This window comes from Enterococcus viikkiensis (genome assembly GCF_005405345.1).
Lineage (GTDB): Bacteria > Bacillota > Bacilli > Lactobacillales > Enterococcaceae > Enterococcus_A > Enterococcus_A viikkiensis.
In genome coordinates this window covers 131,457-146,986 of record NZ_BJDW01000003.1, presented here as the reverse complement: position 1 = coordinate 146,986, position 15,530 = coordinate 131,457, and the positions used below count along the sequence as shown (strand labels likewise).

17 protein-coding genes and 1 pseudogene are annotated in these 15,530 nt (G+C 39.2%); 8 read left to right on the top strand and 10 right to left on the bottom strand.

The window, feature by feature from the left end; translation table 11 throughout:
- The first annotated feature begins 19 nt into the window (after positions 1 to 19).
- Positions 20 to 403, top strand: coding sequence for a hypothetical protein (locus tag FFM67_RS03180; RefSeq protein ID WP_137613186.1), 384 nt, complete (start codon positions 20 to 22; stop codon positions 401 to 403).
- A gap of 175 nt (positions 404 to 578) precedes the next feature.
- Here FFM67_RS03180 and FFM67_RS03175 read toward each other — a convergent pair whose 3' ends face one another.
- Positions 579 to 1,505 (bottom strand): alpha/beta hydrolase, encoded by a 927-nt coding sequence (locus tag FFM67_RS03175; protein ID WP_137613185.1) that lies wholly within the window; start codon positions 1,503 to 1,505, stop codon positions 579 to 581.
- Between the two features lie 133 nt (positions 1,506 to 1,638).
- Between FFM67_RS03175 and rbsR the strand changes: the two genes are divergently transcribed.
- The 4 genes from rbsR (at position 1,639) to rbsU (ending at position 4,969) form a co-directional block, all read left to right on the top strand.
- Positions 1,639 to 2,631 carry a ribose utilization transcriptional repressor RbsR gene (gene rbsR, locus FFM67_RS03170; protein WP_137613184.1) on the top strand — a complete coding sequence of 331 codons (993 nt, stop codon included), beginning with the start codon at positions 1,639 to 1,641 and terminating at the stop codon, positions 2,629 to 2,631.
- Between the two features lie 108 nt (positions 2,632 to 2,739).
- Entirely contained in the window at positions 2,740 to 3,645 is a 906-nt protein-coding gene (gene rbsK / locus FFM67_RS03165) for a ribokinase (protein WP_137613183.1), read from the top strand.
- A gap of 16 nt (positions 3,646 to 3,661) precedes the next feature.
- Positions 3,662 to 4,057, top strand: a complete 396-nt coding sequence (gene rbsD / locus FFM67_RS03160) for a D-ribose pyranase (RefSeq protein ID WP_137613182.1) — start codon at positions 3,662 to 3,664, stop codon at positions 4,055 to 4,057.
- Positions 4,058 to 4,081: 24 nt separating this feature from the next.
- Complete coding sequence (gene rbsU, locus FFM67_RS03155; protein WP_137613181.1) at positions 4,082 to 4,969, top strand: ribose/proton symporter RbsU; 888 nt, start codon at positions 4,082 to 4,084, stop codon at positions 4,967 to 4,969.
- A 277-nt stretch (positions 4,970 to 5,246) separates the two neighbouring features.
- On the opposite strand, the gene FFM67_RS03150 is transcribed toward rbsU, so the two are convergent.
- From FFM67_RS03150 to FFM67_RS12370, 8 genes and pseudogenes are all read right to left on the bottom strand, one after another.
- Positions 5,247 to 7,340 (bottom strand): BglG family transcription antiterminator, encoded by a 2,094-nt coding sequence (locus FFM67_RS03150; RefSeq protein ID WP_137613180.1) that lies wholly within the window; start codon positions 7,338 to 7,340, stop codon positions 5,247 to 5,249.
- Between the two features lie 25 nt (positions 7,341 to 7,365).
- Positions 7,366 to 7,995: a bifunctional 2-keto-4-hydroxyglutarate aldolase/2-keto-3-deoxy-6-phosphogluconate aldolase gene (locus FFM67_RS03145; protein WP_137613179.1), complete on the bottom strand. Its 630-nt coding sequence runs from the start codon at positions 7,993 to 7,995 to the stop codon at positions 7,366 to 7,368.
- A 1-nt stretch (position 7,996) separates the two neighbouring features.
- Positions 7,997 to 8,902, bottom strand: a complete 906-nt coding sequence (gene dapA, locus FFM67_RS03140; RefSeq protein ID WP_137613237.1) for a 4-hydroxy-tetrahydrodipicolinate synthase — start codon at positions 8,900 to 8,902, stop codon at positions 7,997 to 7,999.
- Positions 8,902 to 9,513 (bottom strand): SIS domain-containing protein, encoded by a 612-nt coding sequence (locus tag FFM67_RS03135; protein ID WP_137613178.1) that lies wholly within the window; start codon positions 9,511 to 9,513, stop codon positions 8,902 to 8,904. The genes dapA and FFM67_RS03135 overlap by 1 nt, the downstream gene beginning before the upstream one ends.
- A 134-nt stretch (positions 9,514 to 9,647) precedes the next feature.
- Complete coding sequence (gene ulaA / locus FFM67_RS03130) at positions 9,648 to 10,910, bottom strand: PTS ascorbate transporter subunit IIC (RefSeq protein ID WP_137613177.1); 1,263 nt, start codon at positions 10,908 to 10,910, stop codon at positions 9,648 to 9,650.
- 25 nt (positions 10,911 to 10,935) lie between these two features.
- Complete coding sequence (locus FFM67_RS03125) at positions 10,936 to 11,232, bottom strand: PTS sugar transporter subunit IIB (protein ID WP_137613176.1); 297 nt, start codon at positions 11,230 to 11,232, stop codon at positions 10,936 to 10,938.
- Positions 11,219 to 11,689, bottom strand: a complete 471-nt coding sequence (locus FFM67_RS03120; protein ID WP_137613175.1) for a PTS sugar transporter subunit IIA — start codon at positions 11,687 to 11,689, stop codon at positions 11,219 to 11,221. The genes FFM67_RS03125 and FFM67_RS03120 overlap by 14 nt, the downstream gene beginning before the upstream one ends.
- Before the next feature lie 275 nt (positions 11,690 to 11,964).
- Positions 11,965 to 12,343 (bottom strand): annotated as a pseudogene (locus tag FFM67_RS12370) (IS3 family transposase); the annotation flags it as partial.
- A 70-nt stretch (positions 12,344 to 12,413) separates the two neighbouring features.
- Between FFM67_RS12370 and FFM67_RS03110 the strand changes: the two are divergent.
- The gene (locus FFM67_RS03110; protein WP_137613173.1) at positions 12,414 to 12,815 is read left to right on the top strand and encodes a hypothetical protein; all 402 of its coding nucleotides are present in this window, start codon (positions 12,414 to 12,416) and stop codon (positions 12,813 to 12,815) included.
- A 59-nt stretch (positions 12,816 to 12,874) separates the two neighbouring features.
- Positions 12,875 to 13,177: a DUF5960 family protein gene (locus FFM67_RS03105; protein ID WP_137613172.1), complete on the top strand. Its 303-nt coding sequence runs from the start codon at positions 12,875 to 12,877 to the stop codon at positions 13,175 to 13,177.
- A gap of 67 nt (positions 13,178 to 13,244) precedes the next feature.
- On the opposite strand, the gene FFM67_RS03100 is transcribed toward FFM67_RS03105, so the two are convergent.
- Positions 13,245 to 14,420, bottom strand: a complete 1,176-nt coding sequence (locus tag FFM67_RS03100; protein ID WP_137613171.1) for a NupC/NupG family nucleoside CNT transporter — start codon at positions 14,418 to 14,420, stop codon at positions 13,245 to 13,247.
- Positions 14,421 to 14,799: 379 nt separating this feature from the next.
- Here FFM67_RS03100 and FFM67_RS03095 point away from each other — a divergent pair, with 379 nt between their 5' ends.
- Positions 14,800 to 15,438: a GntR family transcriptional regulator gene (locus FFM67_RS03095; RefSeq protein ID WP_137613170.1), complete on the top strand. Its 639-nt coding sequence runs from the start codon at positions 14,800 to 14,802 to the stop codon at positions 15,436 to 15,438.
- The last annotated feature ends 92 nt before the right edge of the window (positions 15,439 to 15,530 follow it).

The window sequence follows — 15,530 nt, the reverse complement described above, 5'->3', positions numbered from 1 at the left end:
AAAAAAGGGGGTGACGAATATGCAAGAACAGCCCTTTACAGCGAAGCAGCTATTTAGTTTAAAGCCCCAAACGTTGGAAAAAAGAATTACGTTGTATTACCAAGTCAGCAAAAATAAAAACTGCGTGATCAAGCTGGTTCGTGTATTGCAGATTCGTGATCAATTAGGAACAGAAGCGCTTGAGACCCCGTGTCGCGAATTGATTCGCACACTTTATATAGATGCACCCACAAGCAGTATGAGACGCTATTTTTACTATTTTCGGGCGTATTTTTCCGTGGCAGAATGGGCGTTGTTACTGCTGCAGATGTTTAGTCAACATCCCGTGTTTCGTCATTGGAAACAGGTGGTAAGGATTCAAAAAATATATCGAGAAAGACGGTATTATGGAACTGTTCCGTAAGTGAAAAAAGTGAGAAGTGGGCGGATCACTTTCTCCTCTAGCTAAAAGAGGTTGCCGAGTGAAACAAAATTGCTGGTGTAGGATTCACTGTGACAAGAAACGAAACCCGGTGAAACGAAAACTGTAAGAAATAGACGTAAAAAAAAAACGCAACGAGGAGAATCCTCGTTACGCTTTATTTCACATACGTCTCCAAAAATCCAGTGACTTTTTCCTGATACATAGCCGGATCAGTACTCAAGGCTTCGGCATGTTTCGCACCGTGAACGACATATTTTTCTTTGGGTCCTTTAGTAGCTCCGTAGACTTTATCTAGCATTGAAAATGGGACAAAATCATCCTTGTCTCCATGAATAAAGAGCATCGGTTTCGTATTATTGTGGAGCTGCTTAACTGCATTGGCTTCGCCAAAGAAGTAGCCTGCACGGATTTTTGTAATTAGACTGGTTACAGGAATCAACGGAAAGGCTGGTAGGTTGAACATATCCTTTAACTGATAGCTTAACTCATCTTTCGCAGAGCTATAACCGCAATCCTCGATGAAGGCTTTGACATTTTCGGGCAACTTTTCGCCGCTAGTCATCATAACTGTCGCTGCTCCCATGCTGACACCGTGAAGAACGATTTCTGACTGGCTGTCATCCTTAACGATGCGGTCGATCCATTGGAGATAGTCTTTTCTTTCGGGCCAGCCAAAGCCGATATAATCACCTTTGCTCTTACCATGACCACGAGCATCCGGCATTAAGACATTGTAGCCGAGATCGTGATAAATTTTAGCGTATTGCGGCATATCGCTGGCTTGCCCCATATAGCCGTGAGCGATGATGACGGTTTTGTGTTGATCTTTTTGTGCAGGTAAATAATAAGCGGATAATTTCAGTCCATCTTTTGACTGCAGCTGCCATTCGCTACGGTTATTTTTATTATTGAACCAGTTTTCGGCTGCGATCAATTCAGCCGATTTTTTCTCTGAGCTTTCAGACATAAAATCTTTTTCCGTTGGAACAACGGCGTAAGAGTAAAAATAGTTTCCTGCTGCGATAAGTGCGATAATTAATAGTCCGACGATTCCTAAAATGATTTTTGTTTTTTTATCCATTCCTTCACTCCTATAAACGTGTCATAAGCAGTATAGAAAAATAATCTCGGATTGGCAAGTTTTCGATGAGTGTATTTACAGGAAAACTCTTTCGTGAGAAAATGTAGCAGAGTGTAAAGCAGGAGAGAATTAAATGACAAATAAAAAAATTACGATCAAAGATGTTGCGAAACAATCGGGTGTCTCAATCGCAACGGTTTCCCAGATTTTAAACGGAAATGACGGTAAATTCAGTCCTAAAACAGTAGAGAAGGTTTTAGCCGCGAAACAGGCATTGAATTATGAGCCGGATTATTTTGCTCGCCGTATGATCATGAAAAAAAGTAAGACCATTGGTGTGCTAGTCCCAGATATTACGAACCCTTTTTTTAGTCAATTGATTCGTGGAATTGAAGGTGTATTGTATCGGGAAAATTTCGTGACCTTGTTATGTAATGCCGATCTGGATACAAAAAAAGAGATAGATTATTTAGAAGAGTTGAGTCGTCGGGGCGTAGATGGTTATATTATTGCGAGTTCGGCAATCTCAAATCAAGCCATTAATGAAACGTTACGAACAAAAAATTTACCGTTTATCGTGTTGGATCAAAAGAAAGCAGAAGGCTTCAGCGATGCGGTCTTGACAGATGATTATACTGGCGGGAGACTCGCAGGTGAGCACTTGCAAGAGCTAGGACATCAAAAGGTTGCGGTGGTCTTACCGAAAGATGCGCCGGAAAATATCGCAACACGTTTGCTTGGTTTTCGGGAGATTTTTCCTGAAGCCACACTGATCCATAGTGAGCTATCAAAGCAAGGCGGACGACAAGCAGCTAAAAAAATTCATGACACAGATATCACAGGGATTTTTGCCATTAATGATGAGCTGGCATTTGGACTTTATTTAGGGTTAGCAGAAGCGGGCAAGAAAATTCCGCAAGATTATAGCGTGATTGGCTACGACAATATTGACATGTGTGAGTACGTCACACCGCAGCTGACGACGATTGCTCAGCCTATCTATGAGTTAGGTCAGACCACCGCAGAATTATTGCTAAAAAGAATCCAAGAACCTGAAAAGGATTGGGAAGAATTAATGCTCGCAGTTCAACTAATAAAACGTTTTTCAACAGCACGCTTGAAATAGCTTTCAAGCTGTGCTATATTTTTGGTGTCGAATTAAAACGTTTTAATAAAACGTTTTAATCAATTGCAAATGGACTCAACTTAACGACTACGAAACGGAGTGAACAAAATGAATACGATTACAGTAATTGGCAGCATCAACCTTGATCGGACGATCCGAGTGAAACAAATGCCCAAACCTGGAGAAACAATGCATACAAAAGAAATTTTTTCAGCAGGTGGCGGAAAAGGTGCCAATCAAGCCGTAGCAGCGAAACGGGCGGAAGCGAACACGAATTTCATCGGCGCAGTGGGCAACGATGAAGCAGGTGAAATGATGCTAGCGCTTTTGAAAGAAGAAGGCATCGTAGTAACTGGTGTAGAAACGTTGGAAAAGCAAGCGACCGGCCAAGCCTATATCATTGTTGATGATCAAGGGGAAAACAGCATTATGATTCATTCAGGTGCGAACAACGCCTTTACCCCTAAGCAGGTAGAAGAATATAAAGAGCTGATCAAAGCCAGCGATTTTGTGATCGCGCAATTTGAAAGCACCTTAGAAAGTACGATCGAAGCCTTCAAAATTGCTCGTGAAGCCGGGGTAAAGACGATTTTAAACCCGGCTCCAGCGTTAGAAAAAGTACCGACGGAGTTATTGGAAGTGACCGATATGATCATTCCCAATGAAACAGAAACTGAAATTTTAACGGGAATCAAAGTGACCGATGAAGCTAGTTTGAAAGCGGCAGCGGATCAACTGCATCAATTAGGTATTGAAGCGGTCATCATCACGATTGGTAGTAAAGGAGCCTTTTATGATGTGGCAGGACATAGTGGAATCATCCCAGCCTTTAAGGTTCAAGCAGTGGATACAACCGCAGCCGGAGATACCTTTATTGGTGCAATGAGTAGTGTATTAAAAAAAGATTTCAGCAATTTAGCTGAGGCCATTACATTTGGTAATCAAGCATCTTCCTTAACTGTTCAACGCTTTGGTGCCCAACCATCGATCCCTTATAAAAACGAATTAGTGTAGAGAAAGGACGTTTACTATGAAAAAAACAAAAGTCATCAACTCAGATATCTCACGGGTGATTGCCCAAATGGGTCATTTTGATCTATTAAGTATTGGCGATGCGGGGATGCCCGTCCCTCAGACAACGGAAAAAATCGATCTTGCCGTCGATAATGGGATTCCAAGTTTTATGGATGTACTAAATAATGTGTTGGAAGAACTAGAAGTTCAACGAATTTATTTAGCGGAAGAAATCAAAACAGAGAATCCGGCTATGCTGAAAAAAATCCAAGACCGTTTGCCAGAAACACCAGTGACGTTTATTCCTCATAGCGAAATGAAGGCGAATCTAAAAGATAGCCATGCCTTTATTCGAACGGGAGAAATGACGCCTTACGCAAATATTCTATTAGAAAGCGGCGTTGTTTTTTAAACAGCCTAAAAAGGAGGAAGCAACATGAATGCAACAGCAATTTTGATCGGTCTAGGACCGTTACTTGGTTGGGGACTCTATCCGACCATTGCATCAAAAATCGGTGGGCGACCAGTCAATCAAATTCTAGGATCTACTATCGGTACGTTGATCTTCGCATTAATTTTTGCCCTGATCAATGGTATGAGTCTGCCAGGTGGTATGGATCTAGTCTTCTCCATTCTCTCTGGGGTTGGTTGGGCGACGGCGCAGATCATTACGTTCCAATCTTTTACCTTGGTTGGCTCGTCACGGGCCATGCCGATCACTACCGCGTTCCAACTATTAGGCGCGTCGCTGTGGGGCGTGTTCGCGCTAGGAAATTGGCCAGGAATGAGTGCCAAATTATTAGGCGGATTCGCATTGATCTTAATCATTTTAGGTGCGTGGATGACGGTCTGGACAGAGGAGAAGACGCAAGAAAAAGCGAGTATTTTGAAAAAAGCTATCCTCTTATTAGCTGTCGGTGAAATTGGTTACTGGGCGTATTCAGCTGCTCCCCAAGCAACTTCTATCAATGGGATGCAGGCTTTCTTACCCCAAGCGATAGGTATGCTTTTAGTCGCTGTCGCTTACTCGGTATTTTTAGGCTTCAAAGATAAAGAAAAATCGGCCTTTACTGAAGTGGTGTCATATAAACATATATTTTCTGGCTTTTTCTTCGCCTTTGCGGCGTTGACCTATTTGATCTCTGCTCAACCAGATATGAATGGTTTGGCAACCGGCTTTATTTTGTCGCAAACCTCGGTGGTACTAGCGACCTTGACGGGGATCTGGTTCTTAGGACAAAAGAAAACCAAAAAAGAAATGACCATTACGATTATCGGCTTAGTACTGATTTTAGCTGCTGCGGCGATTACTGTGACGATTTAAAAATGAAAAAAGGCTTGGGAAAATCGATTTTTGTAGTGATCCCAAAAGTTAGACTTTTAAGGAGTGGAGAAATCCACTCCTTTTTTCATGCATTAAGATAAGCATTACGCAGCTGTTTGATATGCTGTTCCAAATTGAACGGCATAATGTTGATTTACTTGCTTCAGAAAATGTGCTTCCCATATTTTTTCATCTGATCTCAAATAAAAAAACTTTCCCTCATTGTAACTAAACAAATAAGGAAAAGTTTTTTATAAATAGTAGTAACTTTTTACGTTCAATCGGATTCAATATGTTGTTCAACCCAGGCATAGACTTCTTGAGGATCTTCTGCTTGATCCAACAACGTGAAAAATTCGGGTCTATCCAGAAAAGAAACTAATTCTGCTATGGCAGACAAATGTTTTTTATTATCCACAGCTGATAAGGTAAAGATATATTTGACCGGTGTCTTGCCTAAAATTACAACTTCGTCTTTTAAAGCTGTAATGCCTAATCCAACTTTTAGCGTACCGTCTTCAGGACGGGCGTGGGGTAAGGCTACTTTTTCGGTAATCACCATATAAGGACCTTCATTACGAGTTGTTTGAATGATTTTTTCAATATAATGTCTAGTAATAACTCCGGCATCCACTAAAGGGGCGGCCGCTACATACAAGGCTTCTTCCCAACTGCGAGAAGAAATTTGCAATTGAATAAACTCCGGTTTCAAAATATCTAATAAATTAAATTCAGCTTGTTTATTTCTATTAACGACTTTAGAAGCATGCTTATGCGACTTATTATTGCGACCTTGTAAATAATCGTTCAATTCTTTTTTTAAAGCTGACACTTCCGTTATCGTCCCATGTTTTTTGATAATGGCGAGTAAATCTTCTACACGATAATCTTCATACTGAGGATTGCCCTCGTTTTGAACAGCTTGAACCAGTCGATATTTTTCATCAATGGACATAATTGGATTGACGACAAAAACAGGCTTTTTCAAAGCATATAAACGAATATTGGGAACGGTGGTAAAAACCATATCATAGCTTTGACTAATTGTTTCCAGCGCATTGGTTTCCATGGGACCAATTAAAATCATCTCAGGAAAAACACTTTTCAACTCGTTATAAACAATTGCTGAACTACCAATACCGTTGGGGCAAACAATAACCCCAATTTTTTGCTGAACTTGATATTCGTCATATTCATCAATCAAAGAGGCAAAATGTAAGGTTAAAAATGAAACTTCTTCATTAGGAATTTCGGTGCCAAATAGAACTTCAATAGGCTTCATCGTCTCTTGGACAATTTGATACATATCAGGAAATTCTTGCACAATTTTTTTGTGTAAAACATTAACAATCGGCAAATGGAAAAATAAACGATAATAAACCGGCCGAAAATGGCTGTATAGTTGTTGTTTTGCAGCACGTTCATCTTTAAAACGAATACCTGACAATAATTCAAACCGCTCAAAAATTCGGTCAACTAGCTCATCAATAATCGAATAATCTGGGGAGTTTTGTTTTGCATCCCCCATGGCCATACCCAACATCCAACCACAAACATAAAGCTTAGCATATTTATTTTCAATCTGAAATTGGGCTAATAAAGAGGTTGAAAATTGATATTCTTTGGTTTCGAAAAAAGTTTGAAAACTGTAATTTTGATAAAATTCAGCCCAGGTTTTATTCAAACGGGGTAGTAAAAAAACTAGCATATAACAAAATTCATTCATGCGATTTTCGACTATATTAATGTGATAATGATTTAATTCGCTTTCAACAACTGCAAAAATCCTTTTTTTATCCACGGTACTTTCCCGATATAAAAAGTAATCATATAAAAAATGCGCGTTGTTTTTACTGAAATCTTCGAAAATAATTCGCATTAAATAGTAACGAATTTCGGCCTCGTCTCCTTGTAAGCGATAGCCTTCTTTTCGGGAATAAGAGATCTCAATATGCAATCGTTGCAGTTCTTCTTCTAGTTTTTTCATATCGCTGATTAAAGTTGTTTTCCCAACTTGCAAAGCATCGAGAAAATGATTAATCGATAAATATTCTTCATGATAATAAAGGGTCATCAAAAAAATATATTTTTTGCGTTCTTCTCCGCTTAATTCATAGACGGAAAAAACATCTTCTTTAGACAAAAAATCTAAGAAATAGTTACGACTTGACTCGGCTAAAATAAAATTATTTAAGCCGATTTCGATGGGAGTTTTTCCAGCTTCTTGTAACAAAACGTTAGCTTTAGATACAGCGTATTCCACTTGGGACTTGGACAAAGAAAGTTGTTTCATCAAATGTTGAGCCGTATTAAAGGGTCGTTCAATCATTTTTTCAATTAATTGGAATGTTCGTTGATCAATTGAAGCCATTGGTTGTTTTCCTCCCATCTCGAATTTAATTCATAAAAGCATCCACTTGTTTACGCAAAGTTTGAGCATGCTCAGCTATTTCGGCTTGACTGCCCTTTGAAAGTAGCGTACCAACACCCATACAATCCACTCCAGCTTGTAACCAGTTAGTAACATTGTCTAAAGTAACCCCACCAGAGGATAAAACTGGTACGTGAGGCATCGGCGTTTTAATAGTTGAAATAATCTTTGGTCCTACAATAGAAGAGGTTGGAAAAGCTTTAATCATATCTGAACCAGCTTCCAAAGCGGTAATGATTTCTGTCATACTTGTACACCCAGGCATATAAGGAACTTGGTAACGATGACAAACTTTAGCCACGCTCAATTGAAAATTAGGCGCGATAATAAACTCTGCCCCATTTAAAATAGCCAGTCTTGCTGTTTCGCTATCTAAAACTGTTCCAGCGCCAATTAAAATTTGATCTGCATAAATCGTTTTTAATTGTTCGATTATTTCTCCGGCATTGTCGTTCGTATAACTAATTTCCAAACAAGAAATCTTTCCGGCTAAACAACTATCAACAATTTCTTTGGCACGATCAATTGTTTCAACTCGAATAATAGCCATTAATTTTTCTTTTTCAATGCGCGATAAAACTCTTAATTTTTTCATTTTATTGTACCTCAAATCCTTCGATGGTCCCATAAGTTGTTAGGACTTCTTTAATTTCGGCCACATATTTTTCTTTTACCGGTAATACTGGTAATTTAGTTTTTCCCACAGGATACCCAATTAAACCACAGGAATATTTTAAAACAGCGGGAACAGTGGCAAATTTTAACACCCGACGAAATTCATCAATACTTGTTTGTAAAACTTGAGCTCCAGCTAAATCTCCAGACTGATATAAATCATAAATTGCAACATCTGTTTTAGTTAAAACATTAGACGTGGCTGCAACTGCCCCATCAGCGCCTAAGTTTAAAGCAGTTAATATTTTAGAATCTGAACCAACTAGCACCGAAAAATCTGCTCGCTGTCGACTATTTTCGATATACATCTTAATATTTTCGACATCCCCACTACTGTCTTTAATCCCAATAATTTTTGGATTTTTCACTAATTCTTTAAAGGCCGCCTCACTAATATTGATGCCTGTATTGCTTGGAATATTATATAAAATAATTGGTAATTGGGTTTTTTCAGAAATTTCTTGATAATGATTGATTAATTCTCGATCGCTAATTTTGATTAGAAAAGGCGTAATGATTGAGACGGCATCTACACCGACTTTGGCAAATTCATTAGCTAAATCACTGACGGCTTGGGTTGATATACCACCGGCTCCTGCAAAAACTGGCACGCGACCAGCTGCTTGTTCAACGACAGTTTTGGCTAAGGCTATTTTTTCTTCTGTTGATAAAGCATAAAATTCACCGTTTGTCCCTAAAACAAACAAGCCCGCCACACCATTTGTAATTAAATGTTCGACTAACTGACGAGTTTTTTGTTCATCAATGCCACAGTTGTCTGCTTGTAAAGGTGTTACCATAGCCGTTACAATTCCTTTAATTTTCATCATGCTTCCTCCTTCAAATCGCGAATGGATTGACCTAAAGCACCACCTGGATGCCATAAGAAATATTCATCTAATCCTAATTGCTGTTCTTCTTGAAGCAAGACTGATAAACATTGTAAAATAATTGTTTCAGCTAAGATAGAATTTCGCGGTGGTTTGTTTAAATCGTCTCCTTCTGCTTTGACGCCTGCAAATAAAAAGGCATCCACATGTTCATGTAGCCAAGAATCATTGCCCCCACTGACCCCAATTAATTTTACACCGATTTTTTGCAAGGCTAGAACCGTTCGTTTTAATTCTTCGGTTTGACCTGAATTTGAGATGGCGATCACGACATCTTCTGGTTGCACTTGTCCTGCTGATCCATGAACGGCTTCCGTTGTATCTAAAAAATAAGTTGGGGTACCGATAGAAGAGTTTAATGCGGCAATATATTCGGCTACGTGACTTGGTTTGCCTACACCGGTAATATGCACCCGGCCATGATTTTTTTTACTTGTTTGAATAATTTTATTTGCCTTTTGCAAGGCATCCTTATCAATGCACTTTGTAAAGGACAAGATTTCTCGTTCTACAGTTGCAATATAATGATCTAATTTTTCTGTACTCAAAATAGTTCCTTCTTTCTAAAAACTTCGGCTTTTATTTTTATAAGCATAAAAAGCTGAGCTACCACAAAAATTTTTCAGTCAATTTTTGGATTTCCCAGCTTAAGCGTTTCTCAGTTAATGGATAGTGGTGACTATTACATCCCAAAGAGATTAAGGATTTTGTTTAATAGAATACCCATTACATTGTAATCAATATTCGGGAAGGTTGAGCCTTCAATACCTAGTGTGCCGTATAATGGATAAAGAACCATCGGTAAGAAAGCTAATAGTAAGCCAGCTACAAAGGAACCAACCACTGCACCACGCCAACCACCAGTTGAATTACCAAAGACCCCTGCGGTACCACCTGAGAAGAAACAAATATGGGCTGCCGGAATGATGACAACTGGCGCATGCAAGGCAACCATAATAACAACACCTAATAGACCAGCTGCGTAAGAAGAAATAAAACCGACGATAACGGCTGTTGGAGCAAAAGGGAAGACCGTTGGAACATCTAAAGCGGGACGAGAATTTGGAATGAATTTTTCTGAAATTGAAACAAAGGCTGCTGTAATTTCAGCTAAGAACATTCGAACACCAGTCATTAAGATTGAAATACCAGCTGTAAAAGTAAAGGCTTGAACAAATGGGAAAACTAACCAGTGAACGCTACCAGCTAATTTTTGCGTTGCTACTGGACCAGCTTTTAATGCGGAAACGTAGAACAAAAATAGCATAACAACGGCTACACCCATTAAGAAATCACGAAAGAATGATAACCATTTGGGAAAATTAATATCTTCAGTTGTCCGGTCTTTATATTTACCAAATAATTTTCCGATATAACCTGATAAAGCATAACCAACCATATTAAAGTGACCAATGGCTGTGGAATCACTACCTGTGATTTGACGCATAAATGGCTGACAAAGTTGTGGTAAAGCGGCTGAGAAGAAACCTAGCAAAACACCACCGATAATAATTGCGGGAACATTTGCAAAATGATGTGCTTTCAAAATTAGTGACAATACACAAGCAAAGAATAAACTATGCCCGGTAGTGAAGAAAATGTTTTTGAAAGGTGTTACGCGAGCAATAACTAAGTTCATGATAAAACCTAAAATCAACGTACAACTTGTTACAAAAGCAAATTTAGTTTGAGCTAAGGCTGTTGCAGCTTCGGGTGAAGCGACAACTCCAACGATATGAAACCCTGTTTGGAATAATGAGTTGAAATTTTGTAGTGCACCGGTCATGATCGTGCCACCTGCACTAAAGATCAAGAAACCGATAACTGTTTTAAATGTTCCAGTCATTACCTCGGTACTGCTTTTCTTTTGAGCGAGTAGCCCGATCATGGCTACTGCACCCAAAAGAACCGCAGGTGTACTCAAAAAACTAATAATAAAATCCATTTTTTGTTTTCCCCCTTAATACTGGCTATTCACCTTCAAGTTCGGCAAAAGCTTCTTCTAATTTTTCTTTGATCTCCTTTTTATCGACAACGTTGCGAACGGCTACCACCTTATAAGGAACTTTTTTCTCAATTAATTCTTCGGCTACATCTGGTAAAGTGATCAACATATCGCCAGTAAATCCTGGGACACCATCTAAAGAAGAATGTTCAACTTCTAAAGGATAATTATTTTCTTTTACGACTTCGTTAACCTTGATTTTTAACATTAAACTTGATCCGACTCCGGCACGACATGCGACTAATGCTTTATGATTTTTCATTTTTTTGAGCTCCTTCATATTTTTTTAAATAATTAATAAATTCTTCTTTTGATGAAACATTTTCTAAAAATTCGATAAAGACGGGATCGCCTAGCAAATCCGCCAATTCCGATAGTAATTCAATATGGGACTGACTATCTTTAGCACTTAATGGAAATAAATATTTTACTGGGTCGTTACATTCATGACCTGAAACAATGGCGTTTTTCAACCGGGTAAAACCAATCGCCACTTTTTTCGCTCCTTCTGATACGGGAGCGTGGGGTAAGGCCACATTTTTAGTAATCACAATGTATGGTCCAGTTTCTTGATAGATTTTTATAACCGCATCTACATATTCTTGCGTAGCGGCATCATCTTCGACAAGTGGTTCTAACGCTTGACTAATAGCATCAGGAAAATCATTTGCTTCTACATCTAATTGAATATAATCTTCCTTAATTACTTTACTTAACATTTAAGATCACCTCATTTCATCTAGTACTTGTGCACATTTATAATATAGCTATCACCGTTTACATAGGCAATCACATCTAGGTTCACATTTTTTCATGGCTAAAATAAAAACTGAACTTATCTCACCCTTTTTAACTATTTTTCGCAAAATAATTTGGAAAACGGCTCAATTTTAGCGCTAAGGTGGTCCTTAAGTTCGATTTTTATAAAGGCGCTTACAAAAAAGCGAACTAAAAAGTCTAACCCCAATGTATTAATCCCAAAAAAGTTAGACATTTAAAGGGAAGAAATCCACTCTTTTTTTTTATATATTAAAATAAGTATTAAGCCGCTGTTTGATAGGCCGTTCCCAATTGAACGCCAGTTCAGTTTCTTTTTCATCCGTTATTGTAATAGTAGATATACTGATTAATTGCCATCTTAAGTTCATTAAAGCTATGATAAATTTCTTGTTTTAGAAGGCTAAAAAAGTTTTCCATAGGCGAATTATCTAAATCATTTCCTTTTTGAGACAGCTTTGAAAAATTTTATGTTGCTTCAACACTTGACCATATACTTTTATTTGATAAGCCAAACCTTGATCCGAATGAAAAGTTCGCCGATAAGGGCAATCACTCGCGAGCCGGAGGGGATCTTTCGAGTTTTCAATTACAGCTTTTTGAGCTTAAATTACCTAAGAAATACCCTAGTGAATGCTATAATAATTCTAGAAAAGAGGAGATGTTATGAAGCTGACGATTTCAATGGATCTTTTGGAAGAGGCGTTTTATTATGTTTCTCCCGTGAAGCCTGTGTCTACGGTTCCTTTGATCTATGCGACCTTTTTGGCAGGCAAGGATCAAATCGCTTATACGACGGAGAATGAAGCGAAGTTTGCGCGAAAAATTGAGCGCGTGTTCAAGGCTGCATTTCACGAGGTGATTGAAGAAAACCGATCCTATGGTGACATGCTTGATCAAGATACGCTGTTATCACCACAGGAACATGTCAATCAGCAAGGAAAATTGATCAACTCGATCATAGTCGCGCTTCAGCGCTATCCTGAGTTAAAGTTGATTCGCTTAGAATTGGCGGGAAGTTGGCCGCTGTTTCAAACCGAAGCGGGTCAGTTAGATTTAACAGAGTAAACCGATTTATTTAGTAAAGGAATGTCAGAGGATTCCGATCATTGGAAAGGGTGAAGAAAATGGAAATAACGTATTTTGAAGGACAGGCCGCTTTTTTTAAGGATTATCAAAAGGTTGCAAAAGCAGAAAAAATAGATCAGCAACAGGTGATAGATGCGGTCATGAGTGACTTGAACAAGCCGACACCAGACGACAACTTATCCTATATTTTACCGGGATCTGAAACACAAACAGGTCACTCGGTGCGTTTTCCTTTCCGCAAAGAATTAATCGCAATGGACAATGAAGCAACTGTCTCCACCCAATTTTTCTACGAAGGTTCGCCTTATGAGTATGAAGTATTGGAAGATGAACAATTATAAGCGCGGTCGCGCCGGATAATCAAAAGAGGGATCAGAGCTGCAAATCAGCTCTGATCCCTCTTTTCTTTTAAAAAATCAACCCTGTGATAATCGCGCTTAAAAAGCTGACGAGACTGGCACTTAATAGAATTTTCAAGCCGTGCTTGGCCACCAGATTGCCTTTTTCTTCATTCAAACCCTTCATCGCACCAGAAATGATGCCGATCGAAGAGAAGTTTGCAAAGGAGACTAAGAAAACGGAGACGATGGCAGTCGTCCGTGGGGTGAAATGCCAATTACCTTTGGCTAATTCGGTCATGGCAACGAACTCGTTGGTGACTAATTTAGTCGCCATCAAGCTGCCGGCATGAACGGCTTCTTTCCAAGGAATCCCAGTAATGAAGGCCAATGGCGCAAAGACATAACCAAGAATTTCTTGGAAAGTCAGTCCTGTGATCTTAGCGAAAAGGAAGTTGATCATCGCGATCAAGGCGACAAACCCAATCAGCATGGCCGCAACGGTAACTGCTACATGGAAGCCATCTAAAATATATTCCCCGAGCATTTGGAAGAAGGTTTGTTCTTTGTCCTCTTCAATCACTAATTCATCGCTCTCCAGTTGATAAGGATTAACGATGGAGGCGATGATGAAGCCACCGAATAAGTTCAAGACTAAAGCCGTAATGACATAGCGTGGTTGAATCAGAGCCATGTAAGAACCAACGATTGACATGGAGACCGTTGACATCGCTGAGATACTCATCGTCGTTAGGCGTTGTTCTGACAAGGTAGGTAATTCCTTTTTGATGGAGATAAAGACTTCCGACTGCCCTAAAATTGCAGAAGCGATTCCGTTATAGGATTCTAGCTTGCCCATACCGTTGATTTTACTTAATGCCAGACCGACACCTTTCATAAATAACGGCAGAACCTTAATGTAACGCAAGATTCCGATGATCGCAGAAATAAAGACGATCGGCATCAGAACATTTAAGAAAAAGGGAAAGCTGCCTTTGTTGGCAATTCCGCCAAAGACAAAGTTCACCCCTGAACCGGCAAAGCTTAGTAAAGCATCAAAAACGCCAGCTAAACTACCAACAATCTTTGTTCCCACTGAGGTACGCAGTAAAATAAAACCGAATAAAAATTGCAAAATCAGCATGACCAAAAGCGGTGTAAAACGAATCTTTTTCCGATCATTACTAATTAGAAAACTTAACGCCAAGACTAAGACCAACCCAATAATACCCATTAACAAATGCAAACAATCACTCCTGTTTCTTTTTCTTTTTTTAAGCACCGAATAGATCCGTACAAAAAATAATCTGAATTAGTCTAGCTTTTTTTTAACAAAAAGGCGAAGGATAGCAGCGAAAAAAGTGCTTCTATGAAAAAAAACTAAAAAAAAAAACACTAACATCTTCATTTAAGTGCTCATAGAATGGGTACAGCTTTTCTAAAAAAAATATGCTATGCTTGAAAAGAATTCTGCAAAAAAATGTCCGTTCCATTTTTCAGAGTGTGCCGTTTTATAGGAGCGTGTCTGACGGCGTTAGCCGCTTTACCAGAAGGATCGATCCGGTAAGACTCAGACTCATTTTTTGAAAAATAGAGGACAGTTAGATGAACTTAGGAGGGGTCGAATGGAAGGGGAAAACAAGAAGCGGGTCTTACTGCCTCGGTACCAGCAAGTAGCGGTGGAGATTGCCGAGCGGATCGCGGACAATCGCTATCAAGTAGGCGAAAAAATTCGCGCGCGTTCTACGCTGGCTAGTAATTTCAATGTTTCACCGGAGACAGCTAGAAAAGCCATCAATGTCTTAGTTGACCTTGGAATCATGGAAGTTCGTCATGGCAGCGGTGCGTATGTCCTTTCGCGAGAAAAAGCAAAAGTCTATTTCGAAAAATATCAAGACGTCCAATCCGCCCAAGAGATCAAAAAGGATATCCAAACTAGTATTGAAAAACAAAAACAAGAATTAACCACTATGACACAATTATTGGACCAGTTATTTGCGCAAACCAAGCGTGTTCACAATGTCGCCCCCTTTGTTCCGTACGAGTTGACTTTGACGGAAGCAGCGGAACATTTAGAGCAGACTGTTAATGAACTAAATATTTGGCATGAGACGGGTGCAACCATTATTGCGATTCAGCAAAAAGATGAGCTGCTGTTATCACCAGGTCCTTACGCCAAAATTTGTGCAGGCGACACCTTATTCTTTGTCGGTAATGAGTTGGTGCTGCAACGTATGCAGCATTTATTTTATCCAGATAAATAAAGCAAATAGAACCTGTGACAACAGTGTTGTCGCAGGTTCTATTTCCGAATCACCGGTGTGACCAAAGCCGCTTCTTCGGCATACGCCAAAAG

Bases quoted from the DNA above. Each gene is read 5' to 3' on its own strand.
- FFM67_RS03180 (WP_137613186.1), top strand. From the start codon at position 20: ATGCAAGAACAGCCCTTTACAGCGAAGCAGCTATTTAGTTTAAAGCCC.
- FFM67_RS03175 (WP_137613185.1), bottom strand. From the start codon at position 1,505: ATGGATAAAAAAACAAAAATCATTTTAGGAATCGTCGGACTATTAATT.
- rbsR (WP_137613184.1), top strand. From the start codon at position 1,639: ATGACAAATAAAAAAATTACGATCAAAGATGTTGCGAAACAATCGGGT.
- rbsK (WP_137613183.1), top strand. From the start codon at position 2,740: ATGAATACGATTACAGTAATTGGCAGCATCAACCTTGATCGGACGATC.
- rbsD (WP_137613182.1), top strand. From the start codon at position 3,662: ATGAAAAAAACAAAAGTCATCAACTCAGATATCTCACGGGTGATTGCC.
- rbsU (WP_137613181.1), top strand. From the start codon at position 4,082: ATGAATGCAACAGCAATTTTGATCGGTCTAGGACCGTTACTTGGTTGG.
- FFM67_RS03150 (WP_137613180.1), bottom strand. From the start codon at position 7,340: ATGGCTTCAATTGATCAACGAACATTCCAATTAATTGAAAAAATGATT.
- FFM67_RS03145 (WP_137613179.1), bottom strand. From the start codon at position 7,995: ATGAAAAAATTAAGAGTTTTATCGCGCATTGAAAAAGAAAAATTAATG.
- dapA (WP_137613237.1), bottom strand. From the start codon at position 8,902: ATGAAAATTAAAGGAATTGTAACGGCTATGGTAACACCTTTACAAGCA.
- ulaA (WP_137613177.1), bottom strand. From the start codon at position 10,910: ATGGATTTTATTATTAGTTTTTTGAGTACACCTGCGGTTCTTTTGGGT.
- FFM67_RS03125 (WP_137613176.1), bottom strand. From the start codon at position 11,232: ATGAAAAATCATAAAGCATTAGTCGCATGTCGTGCCGGAGTCGGATCA.
- FFM67_RS03120 (WP_137613175.1), bottom strand. From the start codon at position 11,689: ATGTTAAGTAAAGTAATTAAGGAAGATTATATTCAATTAGATGTAGAA.
- FFM67_RS03110 (WP_137613173.1), top strand. From the start codon at position 12,414: ATGAAGCTGACGATTTCAATGGATCTTTTGGAAGAGGCGTTTTATTAT.
- FFM67_RS03105 (WP_137613172.1), top strand. From the start codon at position 12,875: ATGGAAATAACGTATTTTGAAGGACAGGCCGCTTTTTTTAAGGATTAT.
- FFM67_RS03095 (WP_137613170.1), top strand. From the start codon at position 14,800: ATGGAAGGGGAAAACAAGAAGCGGGTCTTACTGCCTCGGTACCAGCAA.